The organism is Brevibacterium yomogidense, assembly GCF_900163715.1.
GTDB classification, from domain to species: Bacteria; Actinomycetota; Actinomycetes; order Actinomycetales; family Brevibacteriaceae; genus Brevibacterium; species Brevibacterium yomogidense_A.
The window spans coordinates 31,655-55,741 of sequence record NZ_FWFF01000019.1 but is presented as its reverse complement, the minus strand read 5'-3'; the positions used below and the strand labels follow the sequence as shown (position 1 = coordinate 55,741).

The following is a 24,087-nucleotide window of genomic DNA, read 5'->3' as shown; positions in this document are numbered from 1 at the left end:
CTCGGCAGCTGGCGGGTCCCCCGGCCGCTCCGGGACAGTGGTGTGTGGTGTGTTGCTCATCAGGCATTCACCCGAATCCGTGGGTCGAGGACTGCGTAGAGGAAGTCTGCGACGAGGTTCGCCACGACTGCCAGCAGTCCGGTGATGACGATGTAGGCCATGATCGGGTCGAGCTCATTGCGATTCATCGAATCGATGAACAGCTTGCCCATGCCGGACCACCCGAAGATCGTCTCCGTGATGACGGCGCCGCCGATCATCGTGATGATGTCGACGGGGACCACAGAGGCCAGCGGGAGCAGCGCATTGCGCAGTGCGTGGCGCATCACGACCGTGCGCTCCGGCAGACCCTTGGCACGTGCTGTGCGGATGTAGTCCTGACCCAGCACCTCGAGCATCGATCCGCGCGTGTACCGCGTATAGGACGCGATGGAGATGAGGATGAGCGCGATCGACGGCAGCAGGAGGTGGGTGAACGAGTCGAGGTTGGTCATCCAGAAGCTACCGGACAGGTTCGGCGTCTGCGCACCGATCGTCGCGATAGGCCGGCCGTTGATCGCCGGGTGCTGGTTGTAGTCGCCCCATCCCTGGAACATCCGGTCGACGAAGACGAAGAAGCTCATGACGACTGCGACGAGCGCTCCGGTGCGCGCCGACACCCACGGGTCTCGTCCACGGAACGCGAGGCCCACTGCGAGCCCCACGCCGATGGCGACGACGAGCAGGAGAAGCATCCACACCCAGGACATCTCGACGTACCAGAAGAGGTTCTGGAGGGGCATGTACAGGCCGATGCCGACCACCGCGACGGTGAGCGACGTCCAGAGCGCCCTGCGATTCTCGAGTCCCGTGGACAGGTATGTCAGGACCACAGCGGCTGCGAGGCCGGTGAGTCCGACACCGACGATGCCGAGCGACGGGCTGTTGAGCCAGCCGGTGGCGAGGATGAAGTAGACGACCGCGAACGTCACCACCGTTGCGCCGATGAGCACGTAGAGCCGCCGTCGACTGCTCCCGCCCAGCGCCCCCATCCAGATGAAGCCGGAGACCACCGACAAGGTGATGATCGTGCCCCAGCCCACCACCGGATCGCCCAGGAAGTTGTTGAATTCGATGGCGCCGTACTGCTTCAGCAGCACCGCCACCCAGAACACGGGCAGCGAGTACATGAGGAAACTCAAGAACGTGATGAAGTAATCGAAGCCGGAGTACTGCCGGATCGCGGACACCAGACCGATGAAGATGCCGATCAGGATGGCGAAGATGGTGGCCGCCGTGACCAGCTTGATGGTGTTGGCGATCGCACCGGGCAGCTGGCTGGTGACGTCCTGGCCCAAATACCACGCGGTACCGAGGTCGCACATGCCGACGAGGCATCCGGACGCTCCCGCCAGCCACTGGAAGTACCTCACCACCGCAGGTGTGTCGAGGTCCAGCAGCCGTGCACGCGCCTCGTACAGCTCACCGATGTTCGGCGCAGTGCTCTGCCGCAGATCGAAGAAGTAGTCGAGTGTGTAGTCCAGGAGCAGGTAGAGGACGAAGGTGACGACCAGCAGGACGAGTGCGGTCGAAAGAGTCCGCCTGAGGAGGAATCTGATCATTTCGCTTCACGGTTCTCTTCGGTGGGCACTCCGGCGGCGGGGGTGCTGGAAGGCAGCACCCCCGCCGCCGGAGCTATCCGCTCGGGATCGGTCTGTCCGAGGACCTGACGGGAGGACCCGTCAGGTTCTCAGCTGACCTGCCAATCCCAGTAGTTCCAGAACATCGTCGGTGACACGGTCGTGCTCGACACGTTCTGCACGCGGTCGCTGTAGATCGTGAGCTCCGGGTGCTGGAACAGCGTCACGCCGAAGGCCTCGTCGACGAGGATCGTCTCCACCTCCGCGAGGATCTCCTCCTGTCGCGCCGGATCCGTCTCGACCTGCAGCTCGTCGTACAGCGCGTCGACCTCGTCGTTCGAGAACCCGCCGTAGTTGTTCTGCTGACCGGTGCGGAAGTTCGCGTCCGATTCGGTGACACCGGTGGTCGTCGACTGCCAGCCGAACAGCGAGGCGTCGTACGTGCCGTCGCCCATGCGGGAGCCCCAATTCACATCGCCCTCGTTGACGATGTCGAAGCCTGCCTCTTCAGCCTGCTCCTGGATGAGGGTGAACTGCTGCTCACGACGCGAGTTCGTGTCGTCGTAGAGGAACCGCACGGTCGGGGAATCGACCCCTGCTTCCTCGAGCAGCTCTGCCGCTCCCTCGACGTCCGCGCCGGGGAACTCTTCGGCCATCCCGTTGGCCTCGACGATGCCGTCGTACATGGGCGAGCCCGCGACCATCGTGTACGAGTTGCGCATCTGCGCCTCAGGGTTGAGCGGGGTGATGAGGGTGTCGAGGATCTGCTCGCGCGGGATCGTCTTGAGGAACGCCTGGCGGACCAGCTTGGCGGTCTCCTCATCCCCACCGTACGACTCGGGGTCGAAGGGGCCTCCGTTGTCGAAGATCAGGTCGACGTGCTCATACGTCGCGCCGTCCTCCGTCTCGACCGTGACGCCCTCGAGCTCTTCCGCCGCGGACAGCACGTCCGAGGTCGACTGGGGCTGGATGATGTCCATCTCACCGTTCTCCACAGCCTGCACGGAGGCCATCGGATCACCGTTGATGCGGTACGTCACCTGATCGACGCCCACCTCGATCGGACCGGTGTAGTTCTCGTCAGCCTCGAGCGTGAGGTACTGGCCCTCCGCGAAATCCGTCATCTTGTACGGACCGTTGTGCACGACGAGGTCTTCGTCCTCGGGCATCGACGTGAAGTTGAAGCCCGTGTTCCACGTGTTCGCGATCTTGGACAGCGCTTCTGAGTCTTCGCCCTCGAAGGCGTCCAGCACTGCCTGCTTCGCCGCTTCAGGATCCTCTTCGCCCAGAGCCTTCTCCGCGACGATGTGCGCCGGCAGCCCGATGCCGTCCGCACCGAGGCCCAGCTCGATCTCCCAGTCCGCGAAGGGCTTCGAATAGGTGAAGGTGACCTCCTTGCCGTCCTCGGAGATCTCCGGGAACTCCTCGATCAGAGCCGCACCGGGGCTGGCCGAGTCGAAGAAGACATTGCCCTCGTCCTGCTCCGTGACCTCGCCCTCGTCATCGCGGTCCTCCGCCACGTCCTCCTCGGACTCCGTGTTGAAGTTCGAGGACTTCGCCGCCCAGTGCAGCACGATGTCCGCAGCGTTCACTGGGGTGCCGTCCGACCACGTCGCGTCGTCGGCGAACGTGTACTTCACCTGGAGCGGATCCTCAGAGACCTTCTCCACGGTGCCGAGGTTGCCGTCCTGCAGCTCGAGGTTGTCGTCGTAGTACTTGAAGTTCTCGTTCATCAGGTACGTGACGATCGAGTTGGCCACGGCGTTGCCGTTGGTGGTCTCGGTGTTCATCGACCGGAACGCCTCGTTCCAGCCGACGTTGAGGACCGAGCTGCCTTCGCCGCCGCCTTCTCCTCCACCGTCTCCTCCACCGTCGCCGCCGGGTGGCGTGCAGGCGGACAGCACCATGGCCGCAGCTGCGAGGCCGGCACCGATGCCCAAGTAGCGCTTGTTCACTTCGTCTCCCGATTGTCATGAGGGTTCGTCATCGCCCGAGCGGCTCGAAGGGGCCTTTCGGCCCCTCCTCACAACCACTCGAGCGATTCATGCACAGGGCATGAATTGATTGAACTCTAAGACTCTGATGTGTCACAGCACACATTGAGAGGCAACCCACAGCCCATCGTTACCCATTCGTAACTACGCCTGTATGGACATACACTCGAGCGCATGGAGCATGACGACGATCACACTTCGGGACAGGAGTCCTCACCTCTCGGACGCGGCAGTGGAACCCCAGGTCAGACAGGTCGCGAGAGCGGTCGGGATGGCAGTCTCGATCTGCGGACGAGCAGTGCCGCGACCATCGGCTGGGTCGCGATCGGGGCTGCGGCGGTGGTCGCGATACTCATCGTCCTGCAGGTTCCCGCGACGGCCGCTGTGAGCATGCTGGGCCTGCCGGCGTTCATCGCCGTCCTGGCGTGGACCTGCTACCTCAGGCCACGTGCGACCCTGCGGCCCGACGGGGTGCTCGTCATCAACATCGTGCGGACCTACGACGTGCCCTTCGCACGCATCGTGGACATCGACCGCCGTCTGGGCGTCACCCTCGAGACCGACTCGGGCAAGAAGATCGGCGTGTGGGCGCTGCCGAACTCCGGCCGACGCGCACGTCGCGAAGGACTGTCGCGCGGCGTCGTCGAGGAGCACACGCCCTCGGAGATCGAACGTCTCGAAGCAGCCCAGCGGGTCTGGCTCCAGGCCGACTCCCCAGGGGGGACCGGTGGCAGCGGGGAGGTCATCACGGAGGTCCGCGCCCTGCCGATCGCCCTCTGCGCGCTCACCGCCGTGTGGGCGCTGTGGGGTCTGGGGTTCAGCGCGGCGCTGTGAGCGGCGGGGCGGCGTGAGTCCAGCCGGCTCGCCTCACCAGCGGCGAGCGCGCCATTCCGCGAGGTGGGGGCGCTCCGCACCCAGGGTGGTCCCGTCACCGTGGCCGGGCAGCACCTGCGCCTCGTCGGCGAAGCGGCCGAAGACGCGCTCCTCGAGGTCGTCCATGAGGGAGTCGAAGTCCTCGTCCGACCAGGTCTTGCCGGGACCGCCGGGGAAGAGCGAGTCGCCGGAGAGGATCACGTCCTGACCGTCCTCATCCGAGAGGACGAACGCGATGGAGCCGGGAGTGTGGCCGCGCAGCGCGACGCAGGCGAAGGACAGCCCGCCCACGACCAGGACGTCCTCGTTCGCCACCGTCTCTGCGATGGGAGCGCCTGATTCCTCCGTGATCGCCTCTGCGTCGTCGACGCCCGCGATCGTGCGCTCCGTGAGTGTCTGGGCGGCGTCCTTGAGCGCGCGGACGTGGTCCCAGTGCCGGTGCGTCGTGAGGATCGCGTCGACCTCTCCCCCGCCGGCAGCGCTGATGAGCTCCTGGATCGCGGGGAGGTCATCCGCGGCGTCGACCAGCACATGGGAGTCGGCTCCCTCAGCGGTGACCAGGTAGACGTTATTCTGCATCTCCGAGACGGAGATGGATCGAATGGTGAACCCTGAGAACTCGCGCGTCGAGATGTCCATGCCACCACCCTAGGTGTTTGCTACCGTCCTGTGCAGGCGGAGCACTCCGCCGGCGGACGAGGGAGCCGTACCCGCACTCGCGACAAGACGGCCGCAGGAGGTTTTTCCCGTGTCCCTCGTTCTTCCGCCCGCTTTTGCCTGGGCCGTGCTCATCGGCTCCGGCGCCTTCGAGACGATGTGGGCCTACGCCCTTGCCGCAGATCATCTGCGGATGCGCCGACGCATCGTCCTGTTCCTCGTGGGGACGGCCATCTCCATGGGCGGACTCGCCATCGCACTGGGCACTATCCCGGTGGGCACCGGATACGCGGTGTGGGTGGGGATCGGCGCCATCACGACTCTCGCCTTCGCGATCCACCGCCGCGAGGAGTCGCTCACCTGGATCCGCGCGGTCTTCGCTGCGATCCTGCTGGCCGGGGTCGTCGGCCTCCAGGCGGTGAGCTGACATGCATTGGATCCTGCTCATCCTGTCCGGCTCGCTGGAAGCCGTCTGGGCGCACGCCCTGTCGGACATTCTCGACCCCGTCAATGCGATCGTCTTCCTGCTGGGGCTGACCGGTTCCGTCTGGGGCCTGCAGCGGGCGATGAAGGTCATCCCCATGGGGACCGCCTACGCCATCTGGGTGGGGGTCGGAGCCTCCGTCACCGCGATCTGGTCGGGGATCGAGGGCGAACCGTTCGGCCCGGCCAAGATCGCCTTCCTCGCGCTCATCATGGTGGGGGTCATCGGCCTGGAGCTGAGTCGGGGGAAGGGCACCGACCCAACCGGGGCCTCGGCGGCGGAGGGTTCGGCGACGGACGGTTCCGGCTCACCGGCCGGGGCCTCGGCGGCAGACGGTTCCGGCGCACCAGCCGCCTTCTCGTCGGAAGACGCAACCAAGCGCGGCCCGACCCGAGGGGACCCTGACCCCGGATCCCGCCGAGGCCTCGGCGAGTGAGTACAACCTGGTCCATTCCAGCGCTCGGGTGGACCAGGTTGCACTCACTCGATGCGAGCGGATGGACGGCTGGCGCAGCCCGACCCGACGCGACGCCGCCAGGGCGACCACCAGTGCGCCTCAGTGGCTCGCGCGGAAGGCGCCTCGTGTGTACTGGGCGGGGTAGGGAGCCTCGCGCCAGTCCATGCCCAGATCGAACGCGGCGCGCTGCGGCCACGCGGGGTCCCGCAGTGCGGCTCGGCCGATGAAGACGACGTCCGCGTCACCGGACACCAGCACCTGCTCCGCCTGGGTCGCCTCGGTCAGAAGTCCGACTGCTCCCGTGGTGGCGCCCGTCGCGGCGATCTCACCGGCCAGCGGCACCTGGTATCCGGGCCCCACCGGGATGTTCGCCGGCACGTTGCCGGACGATGAGACGTCGATGAGGTCGCAGCCCTCGGCGGTGAGCAACGCGGACAGCTCGGCGGCCTGCTCGACGTCGAAGCCCTGGTCCTCCCAGTCGTCCTCCGGCCATTCCGAGGCGGACAGCCGGACGAAGACGGGCATGTCCTCCCCCACCGCTTCGCGGACGGCGGCGTAGACCTCGCGCACCAGGCGGGTGCGGCCCTCGAAGTCGCCTCCGTACTCGTCCGTACGGTGGTTCGAGAGCGGCGACAGGAACGAGTGGAGGAGGTAGCCGTGCGCCCCGTGGAGCTCCACGGCGTCGAAGCCGGCGGCCACGGCTCGGCGGGCGCCGGCTGCGAAGGCGTCGACGACCTCGGCGATGTCGTCAGTCGTCATCTCTGTGGGGGTCGCGAGGCCCGGGTACTGCTCAGCGCTGGGTGCGATCGGCTGCCAGCCGCCGTCGGCCTGGGCGATGACGCCCTTGGGGCCGCCGTAGAAGTTGGGGTGCGTGCTGGCCTTGCGGCCGGCGTGGGCCAGCTGGATCGCGATGGCAGCGTCCTGCGAGTGGACGAAGTCGACGACGCGCTGCCATGCCTCGGCCTGCTCGTCGTTCCAGATGCCCGCGTCGTTCGGGGAGATCCGGCCGTCGGGATCCACTGCGGACGCCTCCGCGATGACGAGGCCGAACCCGCCCTGCGCGCGAGCGCCCAGGTGCACGAGGTGCCAGTCGGTGGGGACGCCGTCGCCCGCGAAACACGAGTACTGGCACATCGGCGGCAGCCAGACTCGGTTCTTCACCGTGAGGCTGCGCAGGGTGATGGGCTCGAACAGGCGGGGCACGGAGCCCGCGGACGGAGCCGGAACGGCAGTCGACTGTGTCATGGGACGGGAGCTCCAGGGGTCGGCGGATACGTGACGGGAGCGCTCGATGTGCCGTGGCCGGTGCGGAAGCCGCGGGCGTCCGAGCGCCCCCGTCACCGTACCCACCGCCCGGGGCGCGAGGCACGGGGTGACCGTCAGGCGGACGGCTCAGTACACGATGCCGAAGACCGCGACTGCGAGCGTCATTGTGGCCAGAGTGATGACAACGAGGGAGATCATGTTGAGCCAGAACCCGCCCTTCACCATCTGTCCGATGGTCACGTAGCCGGATCCGAACGCCACGGCGTTGGGCGGGGTGGCGACCGGCAGCATGAACGCGCAGGTGGCTGCGAGCGCGACCGGAACCGTCAGGATCAGCGGGTCCGCGCCGATGCCCAGCGCCACGCCGCCGACGACCGGGATGAACGTGGCCGCGGTCGCGGTGTTGGACGTGATCTCCGTGAGGAAGAGGATCGCGAACGCCAGCACAGCGACGAGGACGATGATCGGGATGCCGGAGAAGCCCTCCACCGCGTTGCCGATCGATTCGGTGAGACCCGAGCTGGTGAACTGGCCCGACAGCGCGAGTCCGCCGCCGAACAGCAGGAGGACGCCCCACGGCATGTCGACGGCTGTGTCCCAGTCGAGCAGGCGCACGCCCCGCTCGGCTCCCGCCGGGAGGATGAACAGGAGAAGCCCGACCGTCATCGCGATGCCCGCATCGGAGATGGGCGCCGGGTCGAAGATCGTGGGGATGAGGATCCACGACAGCGCGGCGAGAACGAAGACGGTGAGGACCATCCATTCGGGCCTGGACATGGGACCCAGCTTCGCGAGCTCGTCCTCGACGAGTTTCCGGCCACCGGGGATCCGCTTGACCTCCGGGCGGAAGAACACCTGTGTGAGGAGGAACCACGCGACGATCATCATGACTACGGCGATGGGCACGCCCACGAGCATCCACTGGCCGAAGCCGATCGAGATGCCGTGGTTGTCCTGGAGGTAGCCGACGAGGAACGTGTTGGGCGGAGTGCCGATGATCGTGCCGAGCGACCCGATCGACGCGGAGTAGGCGATCGCGAGCATGAGCGACGTGCCGAACTTCGACTGGAGGACCGAGCTCTTGATCGAGGATCCCGAGCTGTTGTCGGGTTCGGCGGTTCCGGTGTCTGCGGTGTCAGAGGCTGCGGTGTCTGTGTCTGCGGTCCCGGTGCTTGCGGTCCCAGCGTCTGTGCTCCCAGCGTCTGCGCCGGACTTCGCCTTCGAGCCGTCTGCCGCCGTCTCCCCCTCCGCCGCAAGAGAGCCCACGTCGCCGGAGCGCTCCATCGTCTCGTTGACGAGCAGCAGCACGGACAGGCCGATCGGGAGCATGAGCACAGCGGTCGCCGTGTTCGACACCCACATGGAGAGGAAGCCGGTGGAGATCATGAACCCGGCGATCATGAGGTTCGTGCGATCGCCCATCACGCGCAGGACGAACAGCGCGATCCGGCGGTGGAGGTTCCACTTCTGCATGGACAGCGCGATGAGGAACCCGCCCATGAAGAGGAAGATCGTGTCCGCGCCGTAGCTGCCGCCCACCTCGGACAGGTCGACGCCGTTGAAGATCGGGAAGACCACCAGCGGGACGAGAGCGGTGGCGGGAATGGGGATCGCCTCGGTCATCCACCAGATGCCCATGAGTGCGGCGGTGGCGGCGGTGACCTTCGCCTCGGGAGCCATGGACCCCGGCAGCACGGTGAACATGAGGAGAGCGGCGACGAGGCCGGCGGCGAACCCGGCCCAGCGGATCGTCATCGTCCTCTTCGGGAGCCCCGGTTCTTTGAAGCCGGGCGAGATGATCCGACCGTCCGCGCTGCCTGCCGTGTACCGGGGCCTGCCGGAACTGGCCGCAGTGCGGGTTGTGGGGTCGGGCCGCCGTTGTGTGCCAGCCATCGTCGGTCTCCTTGCCGTCTTGGCGTCTTGCCATCGCGCCGTCGGACGAGGCCCCGTTGCCGGCGAGACAGACCAAGGCTGATCGCCGGCCCGGGGCGCGGGGTGTGCGGCGGTCAGCCTACGCAATCCGGGGGCAGACTGCGAGGGTCGGATCAGCATGGACGGTCAGCGGCGAGAGTCAGCCGCGGGGGCTCGCTGCGGGGGTCGGCTGCGGGGGTCAGCTGCGAGGGTCAGGTGCGGCGGCCCGCAGTGGGTGTCAGGTCAAGTGCGGGCCGCAGCGGGTGTCAGGTCGAGTGTCAGAACGAAAGCGGCCCGCAGGACCGGCGTCAGTCGTCGGAGGACGCGAAGAACTCCATCAGGTGGTCGGAGACGAGATCCGGGTGCTCCACGAGCGGCAGGTGTGCAGAATCCGGCACGACCGCGAAGCGGGAGCCGTCGACCTGCTCGTGGAGCTCGCGCATCGCCTCGGGCGTGTTCCCCGGGTCCTGGGAACCGGCGAGGAAGAGCACCGGGGTGGTGATCTCGCCGACTCGGGAGCGGATGTCGTAGCGGGCCAGCGCACCGCAGCAGTCGATGTACCCCTCCGGATCCGTCTGCGCGAGCTGTTCGAGGACGATGGGGCCCGACGAGTCGTCCTCATCGAGGAAGCCCGCGGCGAACCAGCGACCGGCCGTGTCCGGGACGAGCGGGCGGAGACTTCCGGCCTCGCGCACCTCGCGGATCCTCTCATCCCAGCGCTCTGCTCCCCCGAAGAAGGCTCCGGTGCACAGCGCGGCGACTCCGCGCAGACGGTCGGGGGCGCGCAGGGCCAGGGTGAGGGCGATCGCGCCGGAGATCGACACCCCTGCGAAGCCGAAGGTCTTCGCGCCGTACGAATCCGCGATGGCGACAATCTCATCGGCGAGGTCGTCGATGGTCACGTTCGGCATGCGCTGGCTCTGGCCGTGGCCGGGGAGGTCGACGGTCACGACGCGGTAGTCGTCCGCGAGGCGGTAGGCCACGCCCGCCCACTGCGAGCCGTGCGTGCCGAGCGAGGGTCCGAGGATCAGGAGGGGCGCGGTGGGATCGGCGTCGTTGATGAGGGTGTGAGCGAGAGTGGGCATGAGCGGTCCCTTCCAACGGATACGGGTCGCTCCCACCCTATCCAGGCGCGACGGACTGCGGCAGTGGTGCGCGCGGTCGTTCTGCGGATCATGTGCGACGGGGATGGTGGCCGGGGCAGACACCGTGACCGGGACTGACGCCGTGACCGGGGCCGAGGCCGAGGCCGAGGCCCGCCCCGTCAGCGGAGGCGTCCGCCGGACTCCCGCAGATAGCACGCGGGGCACAGGGACTCGTATGTCACGTCCTGTCCGTCGATGGCGACCTGATCGCCTGCGAAGACGAAGCGGCCGTCGATCTTGCGTCCGTTGAACATCGCCTTGCTGCCGCAGCGGCAGATCGTCTTGAGCTCCTCGAGCGTGTGCGCGGTCTCCAGCAGGCGACCGGAGCCGGGGAACGCCCGCGTGCGGAAGTCGGTGCGGATCCCGTAGGCCATGACCGGGACGCGGAAGTCCACGGCGACGCGCATGAGGCCGTCGACCTGCGCCGGGTCGAGGAACTGCGCCTCATCGATGAGCAGGCAGCTCACCGGCAGGCCCGGATCGTCGAGCGTCTCGATGAGCGCGTCATGGTCGACGCGCTCCACCGCGTCCTTGAAGAGCTGTTCGACGTCGTCGTCCGGCTCGATGAGGAAGTCCACTCTGCGCGAGACGCCCAGGCGGGACACGATGAGGTCATCGCCCTTCGTGTCGATCAGCGGCTTCGCCAGCAGCACTCGCTGACCGCGCTCCTCGTAGTTGAACGCCGCCTGCAGCAGAGCGGTCGACTTGCCGGAGTTCATCGCCCCGTATCGGAAGTACAGCTTCGCCATCCGGCTCCGGCCCTCGTTTCACCCGCGGAATCACATACGTCTTCGGCATCTACGGCATCAGCGGCATCGGTGGCCCGACCGCGCGTACCTCCCGGCGCAGCGACCGCCCTCGTGGACGACCGCGGACCGGGACACCGGAATAGTAGCGCCTCGCCACAGCCCCTCCACACCCACCAGCCTCTCCACACCTACCAGCCCCTCCACAACTACCAGCCCTTCCACACCTACCAACTTTCATCAGACCGCATAGGAAAGAAGTTGTGCGGCCTGATGAATGGTGGTGGCTCGCGGCTACAGGTTCACGGCAGCAGGCTCGCGGCAGCAGTACGGTCGCCCGGCACGGTGCCCGCGATGGCCCCCTCGCACGGTGCCCGAGATGGCCCCCTCTCACGATGACCGCGATGGCCTCCTCGCCCGGTGTGGCTGGATGCACGTGGACAGCCGATGCCAGTCCGCAGGGGTACCGATAGACTCGGGACGATAAAACCCCGACCGAAAAACGGAGATGCTCTTTCATGGCAAAGATCATGTACACGCGCACGGACGAGGCTCCGCTGCTGGCCACGTATTCGCTGAAGCCGATCGTCGAAGCGTTCGCCCGCACAGCAGGAGTCGAGGTCGAGACCCGCGATATCTCGCTGGCCGGCCGCATCCTCTCGCAGTTCCCGGAGCGGCTCACCGACTCCCAGCGCAAGGATGATGCGCTGAAGGAGCTGGGCGATCTGGCGAAGACCCCCGGCGCAAACATCATCAAGCTGCCGAACATCTCCGCCTCCGTCCCGCAGCTCAAGGCGGCAGTCGCAGAGCTCCAGTCGCAGGGCTTCGACCTCCCGGACTACCCGGAGGATCCGCAGACCGATGAGGAGAAGGACGTCCGCAGCCGCTTTGACGCGGTGAAGGGCTCCGCCGTCAACCCGGTGCTGCGCGAGGGCAACTCGGACCGCCGCGCGCCCAAGGCGATCAAGCAGTTCGCGAAGAAGTACCCGCACTCGATGGGCGAGTGGGCGAACGATTCGAAGACCTCGGTCGCGACGATGAGCTCGGACGACTTCGCGTCGAACGAGAAGTCGGTCGTCTCCCCCGCAGAGGACACCTTCACCGTCCGCTTCACGCCTGCCGACGGCGAGGCACGCGAGCTCAAGTCGTTCCCCGTGCTCGCCGGCGAGGTCGTCGACGGCACGTTCATGAACGCCGCCGCCCTGGACGCGTTCCTCAAGGAGCAGATCGCAGAGGCCAAGAAGACCGGAGTCCTCTTCTCCGTGCACCTCAAGGCCACCATGATGAAGGTGTCCGACCCGGTCCTGTTCGGCTACGTCGTGCGCGCCTTCCTGCCCGAGGTCTTCGCGACCTACGGTGAGCAGCTCGCCGCCGCCGGTCTGTCCGCCGACGACGGCCTCGGCGCCATCCTGTCCGGCCTCGACGCACTGGACGGCGACACGGCCGCCGGTGTGAAGGCCGCGATCGACAAGGGCATCGACGAGGGCCCGGCGCTCGCGATGGTCGACTCCTCGAAGGGCATCACGAACCTCCACGTCCCCAGCGACGTGATCGTCGACGCCTCCATGCCCGCGATGATCCGCGTGGGTGGCAAGATGTGGGGCGCGGACGACGCCACCCACGACACCCTCGCCGTCATCCCGGACTCCTCCTACGCCGGCGTCTTCCAGGCCGTCATCGAGGACTGCAGGGCCAACGGCGCCTTCGACCCGACAACGATGGGCTCCGTCCCGAACGTCGGCCTCATGGCGCAGAAGGCGGAGGAGTACGGCTCGCACGACAAGACGTTCGTCCTGGACGCCGACGGCACCGTCGAGGTCGTCAACGGGGCGGGCGAGGTCGTCATGAGCCACGCCGTCTCCGCAGGTGACATCTGGCGCGCCTGCCAGACGAAGGACATCCCGATCCGCGACTGGGTCCGCCTCGCCGTCGAGCGTGCGCGCCTGTCCGGAACGCCTGCCGTGTTCTGGCTGGACGAGAACCGCGCACACGACGCGCAGCTCATCGCGAAGGTCAAGGAGTACCTGGCCGACCACGACACCGATGGCCTGGACATCCGCATCATGTCGCCGATCGAGGCCACCAAGCTGTCCGTCGAGCGGATCCGCCGCGGCGAGGACACGATCTCCGTGACCGGCAACGTCCTGCGCGACTACAACACGGACCTCTTCCCGATCCTCGAGCTGGGGACCTCGGCGAAGATGCTGTCCGTCGTGCCGCTGATCGCCGGCGGCGGACTGTTCGAGACGGGCGCGGGCGGCTCCGCTCCGAAGCACGTCCAGCAGCTCGTCGAGGAGAACCACCTCCGCTGGGATTCCATGGGCGAGTTCTTCGCGATCGCGGAATCGTTCCGCCACTTCCAGAACAAGGAGGGCAACGACCGTGCGGGCGTGCTCGCCTCGACGCTGGATGACGCGACCGCGACCTTCCTCGAGGAGAACAAGTCGCCGTCGCGCAAGGTGAACGAGATCGACAACCGCGGCAGCCACTTCTACCTCACGCTCTTCTGGGCCGAGGAGCTCGCGAAGCAGACCGACGACCAGCCGCTGGCCGACGCGATCGCACCGATCGCCAAGGCGCTGCGCGAGAACGAGGACGCCATCGCGCGCGAACTCCTCTCCGTGCAGGGCAGCGAGGTCGACCTGGGTGGGTACTACAACCCGTCCAACGAGAAGGCCGACGCAGTCATGCGCCCGTCGAAGACGCTCAACGAGATCATCGACCAGCTGGCCTGAGGGCCTGAGGGCCTGAGGGTCAGTCGGCCTGATGCGTCAGCCGGTCTGAGAGTTCAGCCGACCTGAGAGCGGCAGAACCCGACGATAGCCGAGGCGGGGGTGAACGGACACGTGCACCCCCGCCTTCGTCGTTCCCACCTGGCCGCTCACCCGTCGAGCCCGGCAGCAGCGCGTCCGGCCACCCGCCCGGAGAACAGGCACCCGCCCAGGAACGTCCCCTCGAGCGCGTTGTGGCCGTGCATCCCACCGCCACCGAACCCAGCGGCCTCCCCCGCCGCGAACAGCCCCTCGATCACCGCGCCGCTTCCCAGCACTCTCCCCTGCAGGTCCGTGTGCAGCCCGCCCAGGGTCTTCCGCGTGAGCACCCGCAGCCGCACAGCGATGAGGGGGCCGGCCTCGGGATCGGTCAGCCGGTGCGGCGGCACCGCGCGCATGATCCTGTCACCCAGGTACCCGCGCGCCGCATGGATGGCCTGGATCTGCCGGTCCTTCGCGAACGGGTTGTCGACCTGGGCGTCGCGCTCCGCGATGAGTTCGGCGATGTCCTCCGCGTCCAAGACCGCCGTACTGGATCCCCCATCGACCAGCTCCGAACCGGACGCGCTCACCGCGTTCATGCGCGCCACCAGTTCCGCCACGGAATCCGCCTGCACGAAGTCCTCGCCGTGGCGCAGGAAAGCCTCGATCGGCTCCGGTGCCCCGGATCCCAGCCGCCCGGCCAGCTGCCGCACCGACTTCCCGGTGAGGTCGGGATTCTGCTCGGATCCGGACAGGGCGAACTCCTTCTCGATGATCCGTCGATTGAGGATGAACCACGAATGGTCGTGGCCCGTGCAGCGCAGATGCCGCAGCGTCGACATCGTGTCGAAGCCGGGGAACGCGGGATCGGGAAGCCGCCGGCCGAGCGCATCGATCCACAGCGACGACGGCCCCGGCAGGATGCGGATGCCGTGCCCCGGCCAGACCGGATCCCAGTTGCCGATCCCCTCGACGTAGTGCCACATCCGATCCGGATTCAGCAGTTCCGCGCCAGCCGCCCGCGCGACCGGCATCATCGACCCGTCGACGAACGCGGGCACTCCCGTGAGCATGTGCGCGGGAGGGCGGCCCAGCCGCTCGGGCCACTGCGCGCGCACCATGTCGTGGTTGGCTCCGATCCCACCGCTCGTGACGATCACGGCATCCGCTCGGAGCGAGAAATCGCCCACCACCTCCCGCGAACTCGCGACACCGCGAGCGGTGCCGTCGTCGGACAGCACCGCGCCCGAGGCCCCAGTCACCCGCCCGGCCTCCACCACCAGGTCGGTGACCCGGTGCCGGAAGTGCACGCGCATGCGGCCGGCGCGGATGTGGTCCTTCGCTCGGGCGACGAAGGGCGCGAGCACGCCGGGACCGGTCCCCCATGTGATGTGGAAGCGGGGCACGGAATTGCCGTGCCCGTGCGCGCGCCCGTCGCCGCGTTCGGCCCACCCCACGATGGGGAAGAAGCGGACGCCCATGCGGTGGAGCCATTCGCGCTTCGGTCCGGCTGCGAATTCGAGGTAGGCGTCTGCCCATAGACGCGGGTTGCGGTCGTGGTCCTCGAACTGGGCGGATCCCCACCAGTCGCGGCGAGCCAGGTCGAGTGAGTCGTGGACGCCCATGCGCCGCTGCTCGGGAGAGTCGATGAGGAACAGGCCGCCGAAGCTCCAGTAGGCCTGACCGCCGAGGTCCGCCTCCGATTCCTGGTCGACCACCGTGACGGTCGCGCCCGCGTCGCAGGCCTCCGTCGCTGCGACCAGGCCGGACAGGCCGGCACCGATGACGAGGACGTCCGATGACATGTCACACCTCCGGGTGGGGGAAGGGCCGCCCGCTGCGGAGCCTGGCCGATGATGTGACGAGCGTAACAAGGAGGTGGGTGGTGCGGCGGTCGTTCGCGCGGGGGTGAGGTGGGGTGGTGAGGTCAGGTGAGGAGCTGGAGGCTCACCCACATGACGACCACCCCGGACGCGATGCCCGCGATGACCGTGCGCTTCTCCTTCTGCGCGATCGCTGCGGGCAGGAGCTCCGCGACGCTGATCGTGATCATGACACCGGCGACGCCTGCGAGCACTGCGGCGAGGACGACAGGGGTGAGCAGCGGTGCCAGCAGCAACCAGCCGATCACCGCGCCCGCAGGCTCCGCGAGTCCCGACCCGACGCTCGCCCACAGAGCGCGCTTCCGTGATCCGGTGGCGTGGTGGATCGGCACGGCGACGGCGATGCCCTCCGGCACGTTGTGCAGTGCGATCGCCGCGACGACGGGCAGAGCGAGGTACGGGTCGTGCAGTGCGGTGAGGAACGTGGCGAATCCCTCGGGGAAGTTGTGCACGGTGATGACGATCGCGGTGAGCACTCCGGTCCGCAGCAGGGCCCGCTTTTGGAGAGCGTCTGTGCTGGCGGGAAGCTCGGCGCGATTGCGGAATCGTGCGGCTGCGGAGAAGAGCAGGACCACGACAGCGCCGATGAGGGCGGCGACCAGGGCCATCCACGGGGTCACCCCTGCGGCGCGGAGATCAATCGCGGCGTCGGGGATGAGCTCGACGAGCGAGATGCAGACCATCACCCCGGCGGCGAAGCCGAGCGCAGCGGCGAGGAAGCGCTTCGACATGCCTCCGCCGAACACCGCGATGAGGCCGCCCAGACCGGTCGCCAGACCAGCGATGATGCTGAGCGAGAGCGCGATGAGAGGAGCCACTCCCCAGAGATATCGCTCCTCAGCGATCGTTCACAAGTCAATCGTTGCGCAGGTGAGCGAATGTCAGCGCTGAAGGGCGACCTCCGTGGACGACGACGGGCCGCCCGCATGTGCGGACGGCCCGGAGTCTGACGAGCGAGCGGTCAGCCGCCGATCGCCTTCTGCACCTTCTTGAGCCTGCGGCTGAGGACGAAGATGCGCACGCTGCCGACGATTCCTGCGACCAGCACGCCCGCGATCGCGGCGAGGAGCATCGCGACGCCCAGCGGGAGCGAGAAGTTCCACCCGAAGTACTGGAACTGCGCCGCCGTGTTGTTCTGGATGATGAAGACCAGCAACAGCACGGTGATGACGGCGCCGAGGATCAGCGACACCCAGACACCACCGGACATGCCTCCCTTCGACTCTTCTGCCTGTGCGCGGCCGGCCTTCGACTCGCCGGTGCGGGCGGGGGCCTGCTGAGTGGGCGCTGGTGCCGCAGCGGGGGCTGTCGCATCGGCCGGAGCGGGCGCGGAGTCGGGGTGCGCACCTCCCACGGACTGACCTGCGTCGGGTTCGAGGAGTTCAGCCGGGAGGCTGTCGCTCAGGTTCCCGGTGCCTTCGGTCCCAGTCGTCTGAGCTTCGCGCGGATCGGGGTTCGTCGTCATACGACCAGCGTACCGCCGCGGACCACCAGCCACAGCCTTTCATCAGGCCGCACAACTTGTTTCCTATGCGACCTGATGAAAGCTGGTGGGTGGTGAAGTGAGGCCGGGAGGTGAGGCCGGGAGGGATGTCTCAGGACATCAGTGACAGTTCTGCATCAGGACATCGGTGACAGTGCGCGCGTCGTGGCCGGAACACTGCGCCCCGCCTCGCGCACGTCGTGCCTGTGGACAGCCGCCGCCAGTCCACAGGTCATCGCGGGTGGCTGCCCTGCGCTCGTGATCGAGGCACGATGCCGCACATGTACAACGTCATCACAGCACGCGAGTGCGCGTCCGCAGGCATACCCCGCGCAACCGTCGACGCGGCCCGATCGTGCTGCCTCACTCGTCTGAGCCGCGGAATCTTCACCGTGACGCGACGAAGCGGTCGGCACGAGGACTTCCAGACAGCAATCGACGACCCGACAGTCCTGGACCTCCGCTCCTCACTCGCGCAGAAGAAGTCCATCGCGGACTCGGAGCAGCTCCGCAGGCTGGAGCACCTGAGCGTGCTCGACGCCTATCGGTTCTACAAGCCGGACGATGTCATCGGTGGGACGTCGGCGGCGATCATCCACGGGATCCCGCTCTCACGCGGATTTCCTCCCCAGCGCACGAGGCGCACCCGCACGGACGCGGCAGGAAGGGAGTACGACGCTCGTCTGACCCTCGGCGCACCGGGTTCGCCCGTCCGGGTTGAGGTGTGGAACGTGCGCCGGACGTACACCTCGCGATGGGTTGTCAGGCGCCAGGCGGAGCTCGGTGACACGCAGCGCACTCCACGGTGGCAGGGAGTGCCCGTGACGACGGCACCACGCACCGCGATCGACCTTGCACGCATCGGCACCACGCTGGATGGACTCGTCGCATGCGACTGGCTGCTGGCCGATGCAGCAGGACGCCACGGTCACGACGGCAGACAGAGGATGCGCGAACGGATGGCAGAAGCGATCAACGATTGCAGTGGGCTGCGCGGGGTGAACCGTGCTCGTGCCGCGCTCGACAGCGCCACTGGATCGTCTGAGAGCGTCAGCGAATCCATCGCCCTCCACAGGATGAACGAGCTGGGCATCGAGGACATTCGCCAGCAGATCGTCATCCGTGACAGCGAGGACTCCGTCATCGGGCGGGTCGATTTCCTCGTTGTGGCCGCCGACAGCACGCCTGTCGTCATCGAGGTCGACGGGGCGATCAAGTACTCCGGCTACCACTCAGTTGGGACAGCCGGCGCAGACAATCCGCTGTTCCGGGAGAAGAAGCGTGAGGATGCCCTCCGCCGGATGGGCTATCGCGTCGTGAGACTGGTGTGGGCAGACCTCTGGGATGTCTCACGACTGCGAATGCTCCTCCGCGAGGCGCACATCGCCTGTTGAGGATCGGCTGCGAACTGCTGATCCCTCATGGCCGACTGCACACTGCATCGTGTCGCAACACGGCATCGTGTGGAGACACTGCATCGCGTCGAGACACCACATCGTGTCGAGCCGACACCCGTCGCACACGCCTCGTCATGAGGAGACGATCGATCTCAGCCACCGCGAGCACCAGGATGAACGCCACCGCACTCGGAATGCCGGCCAGGATGAGATAGGCAGTCGCGTCCCACAGCGAGAACGTGGCTGCGGCTTCGAGCCCGCCCTGCACCGTGACGCTGAGGAAGCTCATGACCGACTGCATGATCGCCAGCACGCACAGTGCGACCGCGGCCTGCGCGATGGGATGAGAGACACGAGACCTGTGCGCGGCGATGACGAGCCCCGCGACGACGGTCGGCACGAGGATGTCCATCCCCCAGTACCGCAGGTCCATGACTCGGACGTTCCACACCAGGACGGACGGCAGCAGGTACAGAAGGACATGCGCCAGCCCGGCAGCCCACATGCTCATCGCGACCCTCATAACAGCAACATACCGACGATGTGCCGTGCGTCCTCCGCCGGACGAAACGCGAGACACAGACTTTCATCAGACCGCACAACTTCTTTCCTGTGCGACCTGATGAAAGTTGGTAGGAACGGAGTTGGTACGGAGTTGGTATGGGCTAGGTACGAGGTACGTACGGAGTTGGTGGGCTAGGTACGAGGCAGGTACAGACCAGGTTCGGAGGAGGTGCAGTCAGCCGAGCGCCCCCGCCCTCACCTGTCCTGCGAGTCCAGGTACTCCTCCAGCTCGCGCGCCACCCACCGTCCTGCCCGATTCGCACCGATCGTCGAGGCGCTGGGCCCGTATCCCGGCAGGTGCACTCCGTGGTTCCGGACCGCGCGCGTGGTTGCGCGACCGTCGACCAGCAGACCGCCGTCCTCCGTTCTCAGTCCCAACGGGGCCAAATGGTCGAGCCGGTGCAGGAACCCCGTCGCCCAGAGGATCACGTCGACGTCGATCCGCCGAGCCTCCGGCGCGCTCCCCCACGACCGCAGCGACAGCGCATCCCACACGGCACCGTGCGCGTCGAGCCGGTCGAACATCGGATGGCACTGCGGCAGCGAACCGGTCTCGACCGCATTGATCGGCAGGCCCGTGTTCGACACGACGGAAGCCGGCGGCAGCCCCTGCCGCACACGCTCGTCCACGCGCGCCACCACGTCCGCACCGACCTCCGGAGTGAACTCCGCGTTCCTGATGTCCGGCCGCGTCCGCGTGACCCACGACGTCTGCGCGACCGGCGCGAGTTCCGCCAGATGCTGCACAGCGGAGATCCCCGCCCCGACCACCAGCACCCGCTCTCCGGCGAAGTCCTCCGGCCGCGTGTAGTCGCGCGTGTGCAGCTGCCTGCCGGCGAACGTCCCGATCCCCGGGTAGTACGGGATGCGCGGCCTGTCCCACGTGCCCGTGGCGTTGACGATCGCACGGGCCCGGATCGTGCGAGCAGTGGCGCCGACGCCCGCACCGCTGACGGTCACCACGAAGTCAGATCCGACTCCCCCGGGCTGTTCCACCCGGTCCACGGTCACCGGTCGGATCACCTGCAGCCCGAACCGCTCCTCGTACGCGCGGTAGTACTCCGGAACCGTCTGCGCAGCGGGGACCTCCTCGTCGACGTCGATCGCGTCCTCGAGTCCCCACCCGGGCAGATCGTTCACCCGGTTCGCAGTCTTCAGCGTGAGACTGGGCCAGCGATGCTGCCATGCACCGCCCGGCCCCGGGTTCGCGTCGAGCAGCAGCATCCGCTCGCCGAGCTCATATCCGCGCCGCTGCAGGTGATAGGCCGCGGAGAGCCCCGCCTGCCCCATCCCGATGACCACGACGTCCACACCCACGTCTGCTCCAGGATCCAGCTCCGCCATGTACGCGCTCAGTCCTCATCATCCAGATCGAGGTCCAGGAGGTCCTCCCCCGACAGCCCGTCATCGAGGTCGTCGATCACCTCGACATCATGACCACCACGGTCGAGGCCGTCCCCACCATCAAGGCCGTCACCCTCGCCAGGATCATCGTCGTCGAACCCACGGCCGCCGCCGAGGCCGTGGTCGCCTCCGAGACCGCCGTCGCCGCCCGGGTTGGCTTCGTGATGGCCGCTGCGGAACGCGCCGTCCGCACCGAAGGAATCCCGCTGGCCCTCTCGCGCACGGAGGACGGCGAGGACATCGCCCGCTCCTCTGACTTCCGCGACAGTTCCATCAGGCCACGGCCACTCACTGGGCTCACTCGATTCGTGGGGTTCCGTCGCGGTCGGCCCGCGGTCGTCCCCAGTCGCCTCGGGTGACGCAGTGCGCAGCTCATAGCGCTCCGCCATGAGCGCACGGACAGCTGAGAGGAGTCGTGAGTCATCGACCTCCGCACCCTGCGACAGTGCGCCGAGCACGGCTGACCGGACCGCGTGCCGAGGGAAGGATCCGGGGGTGGCGACAGCGGCCTCGGCGGCGGTCCGCAGACCTGCGGCGGTGACCGGCAGCGCCCGAGCCGATCGTGCGAACAGCCGCTCGCGCTCACCGACATCGGGCTGAGGCACCTCGAGTGCCAGGTCGATGACGCGGGGACGGCGGGCGAGCGCCTGCTGGATCGCCGCGGCGTCGCGGGTCGTGAGGATGACGGCGATGTCCGCATCCTCGTCGTCGCGCAGCTCGTCGAGCGCATCCAGGACGTGTGCGAGGCCGGAACGGTCGGCATCGTCTGCGGCGTGGCCGGCGTCGATCAGGTCCACGTCCTCGAGCACGACGATCGCGGGGGTGAGCTGCCGAGCGGTCGCCGCCACCTGACGGATGAAGCCCGCCGCACCGTCCTCACGCCTGGCGGCCCCGTGCATGCTGTCCGCGTGCGTGGCGTCCACGTACGTGGCGTCCGTGGGCGAGTCTCCTGCGCGCAGGCTGCTCAGGAACGTGCCCGGCAGGATGAACGCGGTGGTCTCCGGTGACTGCGAGAGGAGGTAGCGAACCGTGTGGGTCTTGCCGGAGCCGGCGGGGCCGTGGAGGAGGACACTCCGCGACAGGTGCTGGCCGGCCGCCCGCAGGCCGGCAGCGTTCTGCGTCATTCCGAGCACGATCGATTCGACTCGTGTCAGGCGGCCGGCAGGCAGGACGACGTCATCGGCGGTGAGGCCGGGGCGTTCGACGAAGTCGATCACGGGGTGGGGAAGCGCGGGTGGCCTGGGCAGTGCGGAGGGGCTGTGCTGCGTGGAGGGACTCTGCAGCGTGTAGAGGCCGGAGGTCGCGGTGCGGAAACTGACGACTCGGCCACGCAGGGATGAGACCGCCCAGACCGCCGCATCGATCTTCTCGAGCGCAGAACGGGCGGCCGGCAGGTCTGCGGCCAGCACTTCGACCCGCACACCCGTGTCGCCTCGGGAATCGCCATGGGAGTCGCCGCGGGAATCACGTGCGAAGACGACGACCGGCACCCTGTCGACCCGGATCAGGCGCAGTCCGTTCGTCGCGACGAAGCGCACCTCGTCCGGCCCTACGGGGAACGCTGATCGGTGCACTGGTCCCAGTTGGAAGTCGACTCGGCCCGATCCGTCGCCGTGGCGATCGTTCAAGTACCCGTCGCGACCCGCTCGATCATCGTCGGGAGCACTCCGGAGGAGTTCGGCCAGGCCGCGGACAGCGGGGCCCACTCCGAACAGAGTCTGATCCTCGTCGAGCCAATCCAGCGCCGCGTCCACATCAGCCCAGTGCCACGCCGGGTACGTCGAACCGACGAGTTCGAGGCTGGATCCAGACGCGAGGCTCGTGCGATGGGCTGGGCTCTCGCGTGCTGTGGAGCTCTCACGTGGAGCGAGGCTCTCGCCAGAGGCAAGGCTCTCTCCAGACGCAATGCGCTCACCGGGTTCCCGGCCGGAACGGGAGCCCTCCAGATGGCTCATGATGAGCTGCCCCCAGGAGGCGGAGGGTTCGCTCAGTCTGGATCCCGACTGGCCGACCGCAGCGTTGTCGCTCACGTGCAGAGACTCGCCCATGCCACGCGCGCTCGATGACTCGCTCATACTGCAAAGCGTACTTCCACGGACACGAACCCTCAGCCGGCTCGATCAGCTCACCGACCGGCTCCCCGACCCATGCGGCGGATCGTCTCTGCGTATTCGTCGAGCACTCCGATGACGCCAGGATGCTCCCACACGCGGCCGCGCGACCGTCCGGTCCGCTCACGGAGCACTCCTCGGTCACTCAGTGTGTCCAGAGCACGCAGCGTCGCCATCTCGCCGACTCCCAGCGCGGTCTGGACGTGCTTCGCATTGACGACGGGTTGCGCGATGAAGTGTGGGATGAGCCGACGCGCAGTCGCGTGTGCTCTGATCCCCTGCAGCCGCTCCCAGGAGTCAGTGAACACGCCGACGAGGTCATCGACGAGTCTTGTTCCCGTCGTCGCAGCGATCCGCGCGGCACCGGCGAACCGACGAACGATCGGCCCTGCATCGCCGGCGCGGAACTCGTCAAGCGCTGTGAAATAACGCTCGGTGTCGACGAGGAGCCCAGCGGAGATCGGCACCGTCGCACTGACGAGGAGCGCCTTGTTCCGGATCATCGACTGCGCAAGCGCACGACCTGTACGGCCATTGCCGTCGACGAACGGATGGATGATTTCGAACTGCGCGTGAGCGATCGCGACTTGCACGAGCACCGGCAGATCATCGCGCTGAGCGAAAGCGACGACATCGGCGAGTCCGTCTGCCACCCGGCTGTGGTGAGGAGGGACGAACTGGGCAGTGCGCGGACCGGCCTCACCGGGGCCGATCCAGACCTGCTCTGTGCGGAACGTCCCAGCCTCATCCGCCAGCAGGTACTAGTGGCGCAGCAGCTCCCGATGCATCGCCAGGACCGAATCGATACTGAGCTCGTCCGCCAGGCGCAGCGCGGCCTCCATCGCCCGCACATTGCCGAGTACGGTCTCCGCATTGGCCCCGTTCGTCTCATCGAGCTCAGCCAGAGCGAGTTGCTTCGCACTCGTCGTCAGCTGCTCGATCTGCGAGCTCGACGCACTCTCCGTGCGCAGCAGGATCGCTGACATCGGCCCGATCGCGACGCCGCGATCTCCTCCGTCACCGACCAGCGCGGTCCGTGCATGAGCATCGAACTCGACGAGGGCTCTCGTAGCGTCCTCAACATCGGCGAGGTCGGCCGCAGCCATCACAATGTCGTGTGCGGCGATCGGCGCGGTGACCGCCGAGGAGTAGTCGCCGGTCTGCCTGCGCACCTCGGCTCGCGAGTGGATCTGCGGAGCGCGAGGCGTCCACGAACGGGTCTCCCAGCGCACCGGGTCGATCGGGATCGGGGTCCCTCCATCGGTACTCAGTGTTGCCATGAGGCAATCATGCCAACACTTTCTCTTGAAAGTGTTGGTAGCGAGCGCAGGTGCCATCAC

Annotated in this window: 20 protein-coding genes and 1 riboswitch; of the genes, 5 read left to right on the top strand and 15 right to left on the bottom strand. The window is 67.6% G+C overall.

Annotated features, from left to right (window positions below; translation table 11 throughout):
* Positions 1 to 59: 59 nt before the first annotated feature.
* Together FM105_RS11970 and FM105_RS11965 are read right to left on the bottom strand one after the other, a co-directional pair.
* Positions 60 to 1,601, bottom strand: coding sequence for an ABC transporter permease (locus FM105_RS11970; protein WP_087008560.1), 1,542 nt, complete (start codon positions 1,599 to 1,601; stop codon positions 60 to 62).
* A gap of 128 nt (positions 1,602 to 1,729) precedes the next feature.
* Positions 1,730 to 3,574, bottom strand: a complete 1,845-nt coding sequence (locus tag FM105_RS11965) for an ABC transporter family substrate-binding protein (RefSeq protein ID WP_087008559.1) — start codon at positions 3,572 to 3,574, stop codon at positions 1,730 to 1,732.
* Between the two features lie 213 nt (positions 3,575 to 3,787).
* Between FM105_RS11965 and FM105_RS11960 the strand changes: the two genes are divergently transcribed.
* On the top strand, positions 3,788 to 4,447 hold the full coding sequence (locus tag FM105_RS11960) for a hypothetical protein (RefSeq protein ID WP_087008557.1): 660 nt from the start codon (positions 3,788 to 3,790) through the stop codon (positions 4,445 to 4,447).
* A 33-nt stretch (positions 4,448 to 4,480) separates the two neighbouring features.
* On the opposite strand, the gene FM105_RS11955 is transcribed toward FM105_RS11960, so the two are convergent.
* A complete protein-coding gene (locus tag FM105_RS11955; protein WP_087008555.1) occupies positions 4,481 to 5,125 on the bottom strand; it encodes an MBL fold metallo-hydrolase in 645 nt (214 codons plus the stop codon).
* Positions 5,126 to 5,156: 31 nt separating this feature from the next.
* Positions 5,157 to 5,221, top strand: a riboswitch (guanidine-III (ykkC-III) riboswitch).
* A gap of 13 nt (positions 5,222 to 5,234) precedes the next feature.
* Here FM105_RS11955 and FM105_RS11950 point away from each other — a divergent pair.
* Positions 5,235 to 5,570 carry a DMT family transporter gene (locus FM105_RS11950; RefSeq protein ID WP_256970374.1) on the top strand — a complete coding sequence of 112 codons (336 nt, stop codon included), beginning with the start codon at positions 5,235 to 5,237 and terminating at the stop codon, positions 5,568 to 5,570.
* Position 5,571: 1 nt separating this feature from the next.
* Complete coding sequence (locus tag FM105_RS14950; protein ID WP_256970373.1) at positions 5,572 to 6,063, top strand: DMT family transporter; 492 nt, start codon at positions 5,572 to 5,574, stop codon at positions 6,061 to 6,063.
* A 120-nt stretch (positions 6,064 to 6,183) separates the two neighbouring features.
* Here FM105_RS14950 and FM105_RS11940 read toward each other — a convergent pair whose 3' ends face one another.
* From FM105_RS11940 to FM105_RS11925, 4 genes are all read right to left on the bottom strand, one after another.
* Complete coding sequence (locus FM105_RS11940) at positions 6,184 to 7,329, bottom strand: NADH:flavin oxidoreductase/NADH oxidase (RefSeq protein WP_087008553.1); 1,146 nt, start codon at positions 7,327 to 7,329, stop codon at positions 6,184 to 6,186.
* A 147-nt stretch (positions 7,330 to 7,476) separates the two neighbouring features.
* Positions 7,477 to 9,243 carry an SLC13 family permease gene (locus FM105_RS11935; protein ID WP_256970372.1) on the bottom strand — a complete coding sequence of 589 codons (1,767 nt, stop codon included), beginning with the start codon at positions 9,241 to 9,243 and terminating at the stop codon, positions 7,477 to 7,479.
* Between the two features lie 326 nt (positions 9,244 to 9,569).
* A complete protein-coding gene (locus FM105_RS11930; protein ID WP_087008550.1) occupies positions 9,570 to 10,346 on the bottom strand; it encodes an alpha/beta fold hydrolase in 777 nt (258 codons plus the stop codon).
* A 179-nt stretch (positions 10,347 to 10,525) separates the two neighbouring features.
* Positions 10,526 to 11,155, bottom strand: a complete 630-nt coding sequence (locus FM105_RS11925) for a thymidine kinase (RefSeq protein WP_087008548.1) — start codon at positions 11,153 to 11,155, stop codon at positions 10,526 to 10,528.
* Between the two features lie 515 nt (positions 11,156 to 11,670).
* Here FM105_RS11925 and FM105_RS11920 point away from each other — a divergent pair.
* On the top strand, positions 11,671 to 13,887 hold the full coding sequence (locus FM105_RS11920; protein WP_087008546.1) for an NADP-dependent isocitrate dehydrogenase: 2,217 nt from the start codon (positions 11,671 to 11,673) through the stop codon (positions 13,885 to 13,887).
* Between the two features lie 146 nt (positions 13,888 to 14,033).
* On the opposite strand, the gene FM105_RS11915 is transcribed toward FM105_RS11920, so the two are convergent.
* From FM105_RS11915 to FM105_RS11905, 3 genes are all read right to left on the bottom strand, one after another.
* Positions 14,034 to 15,710 carry an FAD-binding dehydrogenase gene (locus FM105_RS11915; protein WP_087008544.1) on the bottom strand — a complete coding sequence of 559 codons (1,677 nt, stop codon included), beginning with the start codon at positions 15,708 to 15,710 and terminating at the stop codon, positions 14,034 to 14,036.
* A gap of 122 nt (positions 15,711 to 15,832) precedes the next feature.
* Positions 15,833 to 16,606, bottom strand: coding sequence for a zinc transporter ZupT (zupT, locus tag FM105_RS11910; protein ID WP_087008542.1), 774 nt, complete (start codon positions 16,604 to 16,606; stop codon positions 15,833 to 15,835).
* 143 nt (positions 16,607 to 16,749) lie between these two features.
* Positions 16,750 to 17,253 (bottom strand): LapA family protein, encoded by a 504-nt coding sequence (locus tag FM105_RS11905; RefSeq protein ID WP_087008540.1) that lies wholly within the window; start codon positions 17,251 to 17,253, stop codon positions 16,750 to 16,752.
* A 410-nt stretch (positions 17,254 to 17,663) separates the two neighbouring features.
* Here FM105_RS11905 and FM105_RS11900 point away from each other — a divergent pair, with 410 nt between their 5' ends.
* Positions 17,664 to 18,665, top strand: coding sequence for a hypothetical protein (locus tag FM105_RS11900; protein WP_143275882.1), 1,002 nt, complete (start codon positions 17,664 to 17,666; stop codon positions 18,663 to 18,665).
* A 25-nt stretch (positions 18,666 to 18,690) separates the two neighbouring features.
* On the opposite strand, the gene FM105_RS11895 is transcribed toward FM105_RS11900, so the two are convergent.
* The 5 genes from FM105_RS11895 to FM105_RS14940 all read right to left on the bottom strand — a co-directional run bounded on the left by FM105_RS11895 (position 18,691) and on the right by FM105_RS14940 (position 24,027).
* A complete protein-coding gene (locus FM105_RS11895; protein WP_087008536.1) occupies positions 18,691 to 19,179 on the bottom strand; it encodes a hypothetical protein in 489 nt (162 codons plus the stop codon).
* Between the two features lie 248 nt (positions 19,180 to 19,427).
* Positions 19,428 to 20,576, bottom strand: coding sequence for an FAD-dependent oxidoreductase (locus tag FM105_RS11890; protein ID WP_087008534.1), 1,149 nt, complete (start codon positions 20,574 to 20,576; stop codon positions 19,428 to 19,430).
* Between the two features lie 8 nt (positions 20,577 to 20,584).
* Positions 20,585 to 22,711 carry an AAA family ATPase gene (locus FM105_RS11885; RefSeq protein ID WP_087008532.1) on the bottom strand — a complete coding sequence of 709 codons (2,127 nt, stop codon included), beginning with the start codon at positions 22,709 to 22,711 and terminating at the stop codon, positions 20,585 to 20,587.
* A 50-nt stretch (positions 22,712 to 22,761) separates the two neighbouring features.
* Complete coding sequence (locus FM105_RS14945) at positions 22,762 to 23,502, bottom strand: Fic family protein (RefSeq protein ID WP_256970386.1); 741 nt, start codon at positions 23,500 to 23,502, stop codon at positions 22,762 to 22,764.
* 6 nt (positions 23,503 to 23,508) lie between these two features.
* Positions 23,509 to 24,027 carry a Fic/DOC family N-terminal domain-containing protein gene (locus tag FM105_RS14940; protein WP_256970371.1) on the bottom strand — a complete coding sequence of 173 codons (519 nt, stop codon included), beginning with the start codon at positions 24,025 to 24,027 and terminating at the stop codon, positions 23,509 to 23,511.
* Between the last annotated feature and the right edge of the window lie 60 nt (positions 24,028 to 24,087).

Coding starts and splice junctions, on each gene's coding strand:
- FM105_RS11915 (WP_087008544.1), bottom strand. CDS start 15,710: ATGTCATCGGACGTCCTCGTCATCGGTGCCGGCCTGTCCGGCCTGGTC.
- FM105_RS11970 (WP_087008560.1), bottom strand. CDS start 1,601: ATGATCAGATTCCTCCTCAGGCGGACTCTTTCGACCGCACTCGTCCTG.
- FM105_RS11920 (WP_087008546.1), top strand. CDS start 11,671: ATGGCAAAGATCATGTACACGCGCACGGACGAGGCTCCGCTGCTGGCC.
- FM105_RS11905 (WP_087008540.1), bottom strand. CDS start 17,253: ATGACGACGAACCCCGATCCGCGCGAAGCTCAGACGACTGGGACCGAA.
- FM105_RS14940 (WP_256970371.1), bottom strand. CDS start 24,027: ATGGCAACACTGAGTACCGATGGAGGGACCCCGATCCCGATCGACCCG.
- FM105_RS11930 (WP_087008550.1), bottom strand. CDS start 10,346: ATGCCCACTCTCGCTCACACCCTCATCAACGACGCCGATCCCACCGCG.
- FM105_RS11955 (WP_087008555.1), bottom strand. CDS start 5,125: ATGGACATCTCGACGCGCGAGTTCTCAGGGTTCACCATTCGATCCATC.
- FM105_RS11940 (WP_087008553.1), bottom strand. CDS start 7,329: ATGACACAGTCGACTGCCGTTCCGGCTCCGTCCGCGGGCTCCGTGCCC.
- FM105_RS11935 (WP_256970372.1), bottom strand. CDS start 9,243: ATGGCTGGCACACAACGGCGGCCCGACCCCACAACCCGCACTGCGGCC.
- FM105_RS11895 (WP_087008536.1), bottom strand. CDS start 19,179: ATGAGCATGTGGGCTGCCGGGCTGGCGCATGTCCTTCTGTACCTGCTG.
- FM105_RS11960 (WP_087008557.1), top strand. CDS start 3,788: ATGGAGCATGACGACGATCACACTTCGGGACAGGAGTCCTCACCTCTC.
- FM105_RS11885 (WP_087008532.1), bottom strand. CDS start 22,711: ATGAGCGAGTCATCGAGCGCGCGTGGCATGGGCGAGTCTCTGCACGTG.
- FM105_RS11925 (WP_087008548.1), bottom strand. CDS start 11,155: ATGGCGAAGCTGTACTTCCGATACGGGGCGATGAACTCCGGCAAGTCG.
- FM105_RS14950 (WP_256970373.1), top strand. CDS start 5,572: ATGCATTGGATCCTGCTCATCCTGTCCGGCTCGCTGGAAGCCGTCTGG.
- FM105_RS11890 (WP_087008534.1), bottom strand. CDS start 20,576: ATGGCGGAGCTGGATCCTGGAGCAGACGTGGGTGTGGACGTCGTGGTC.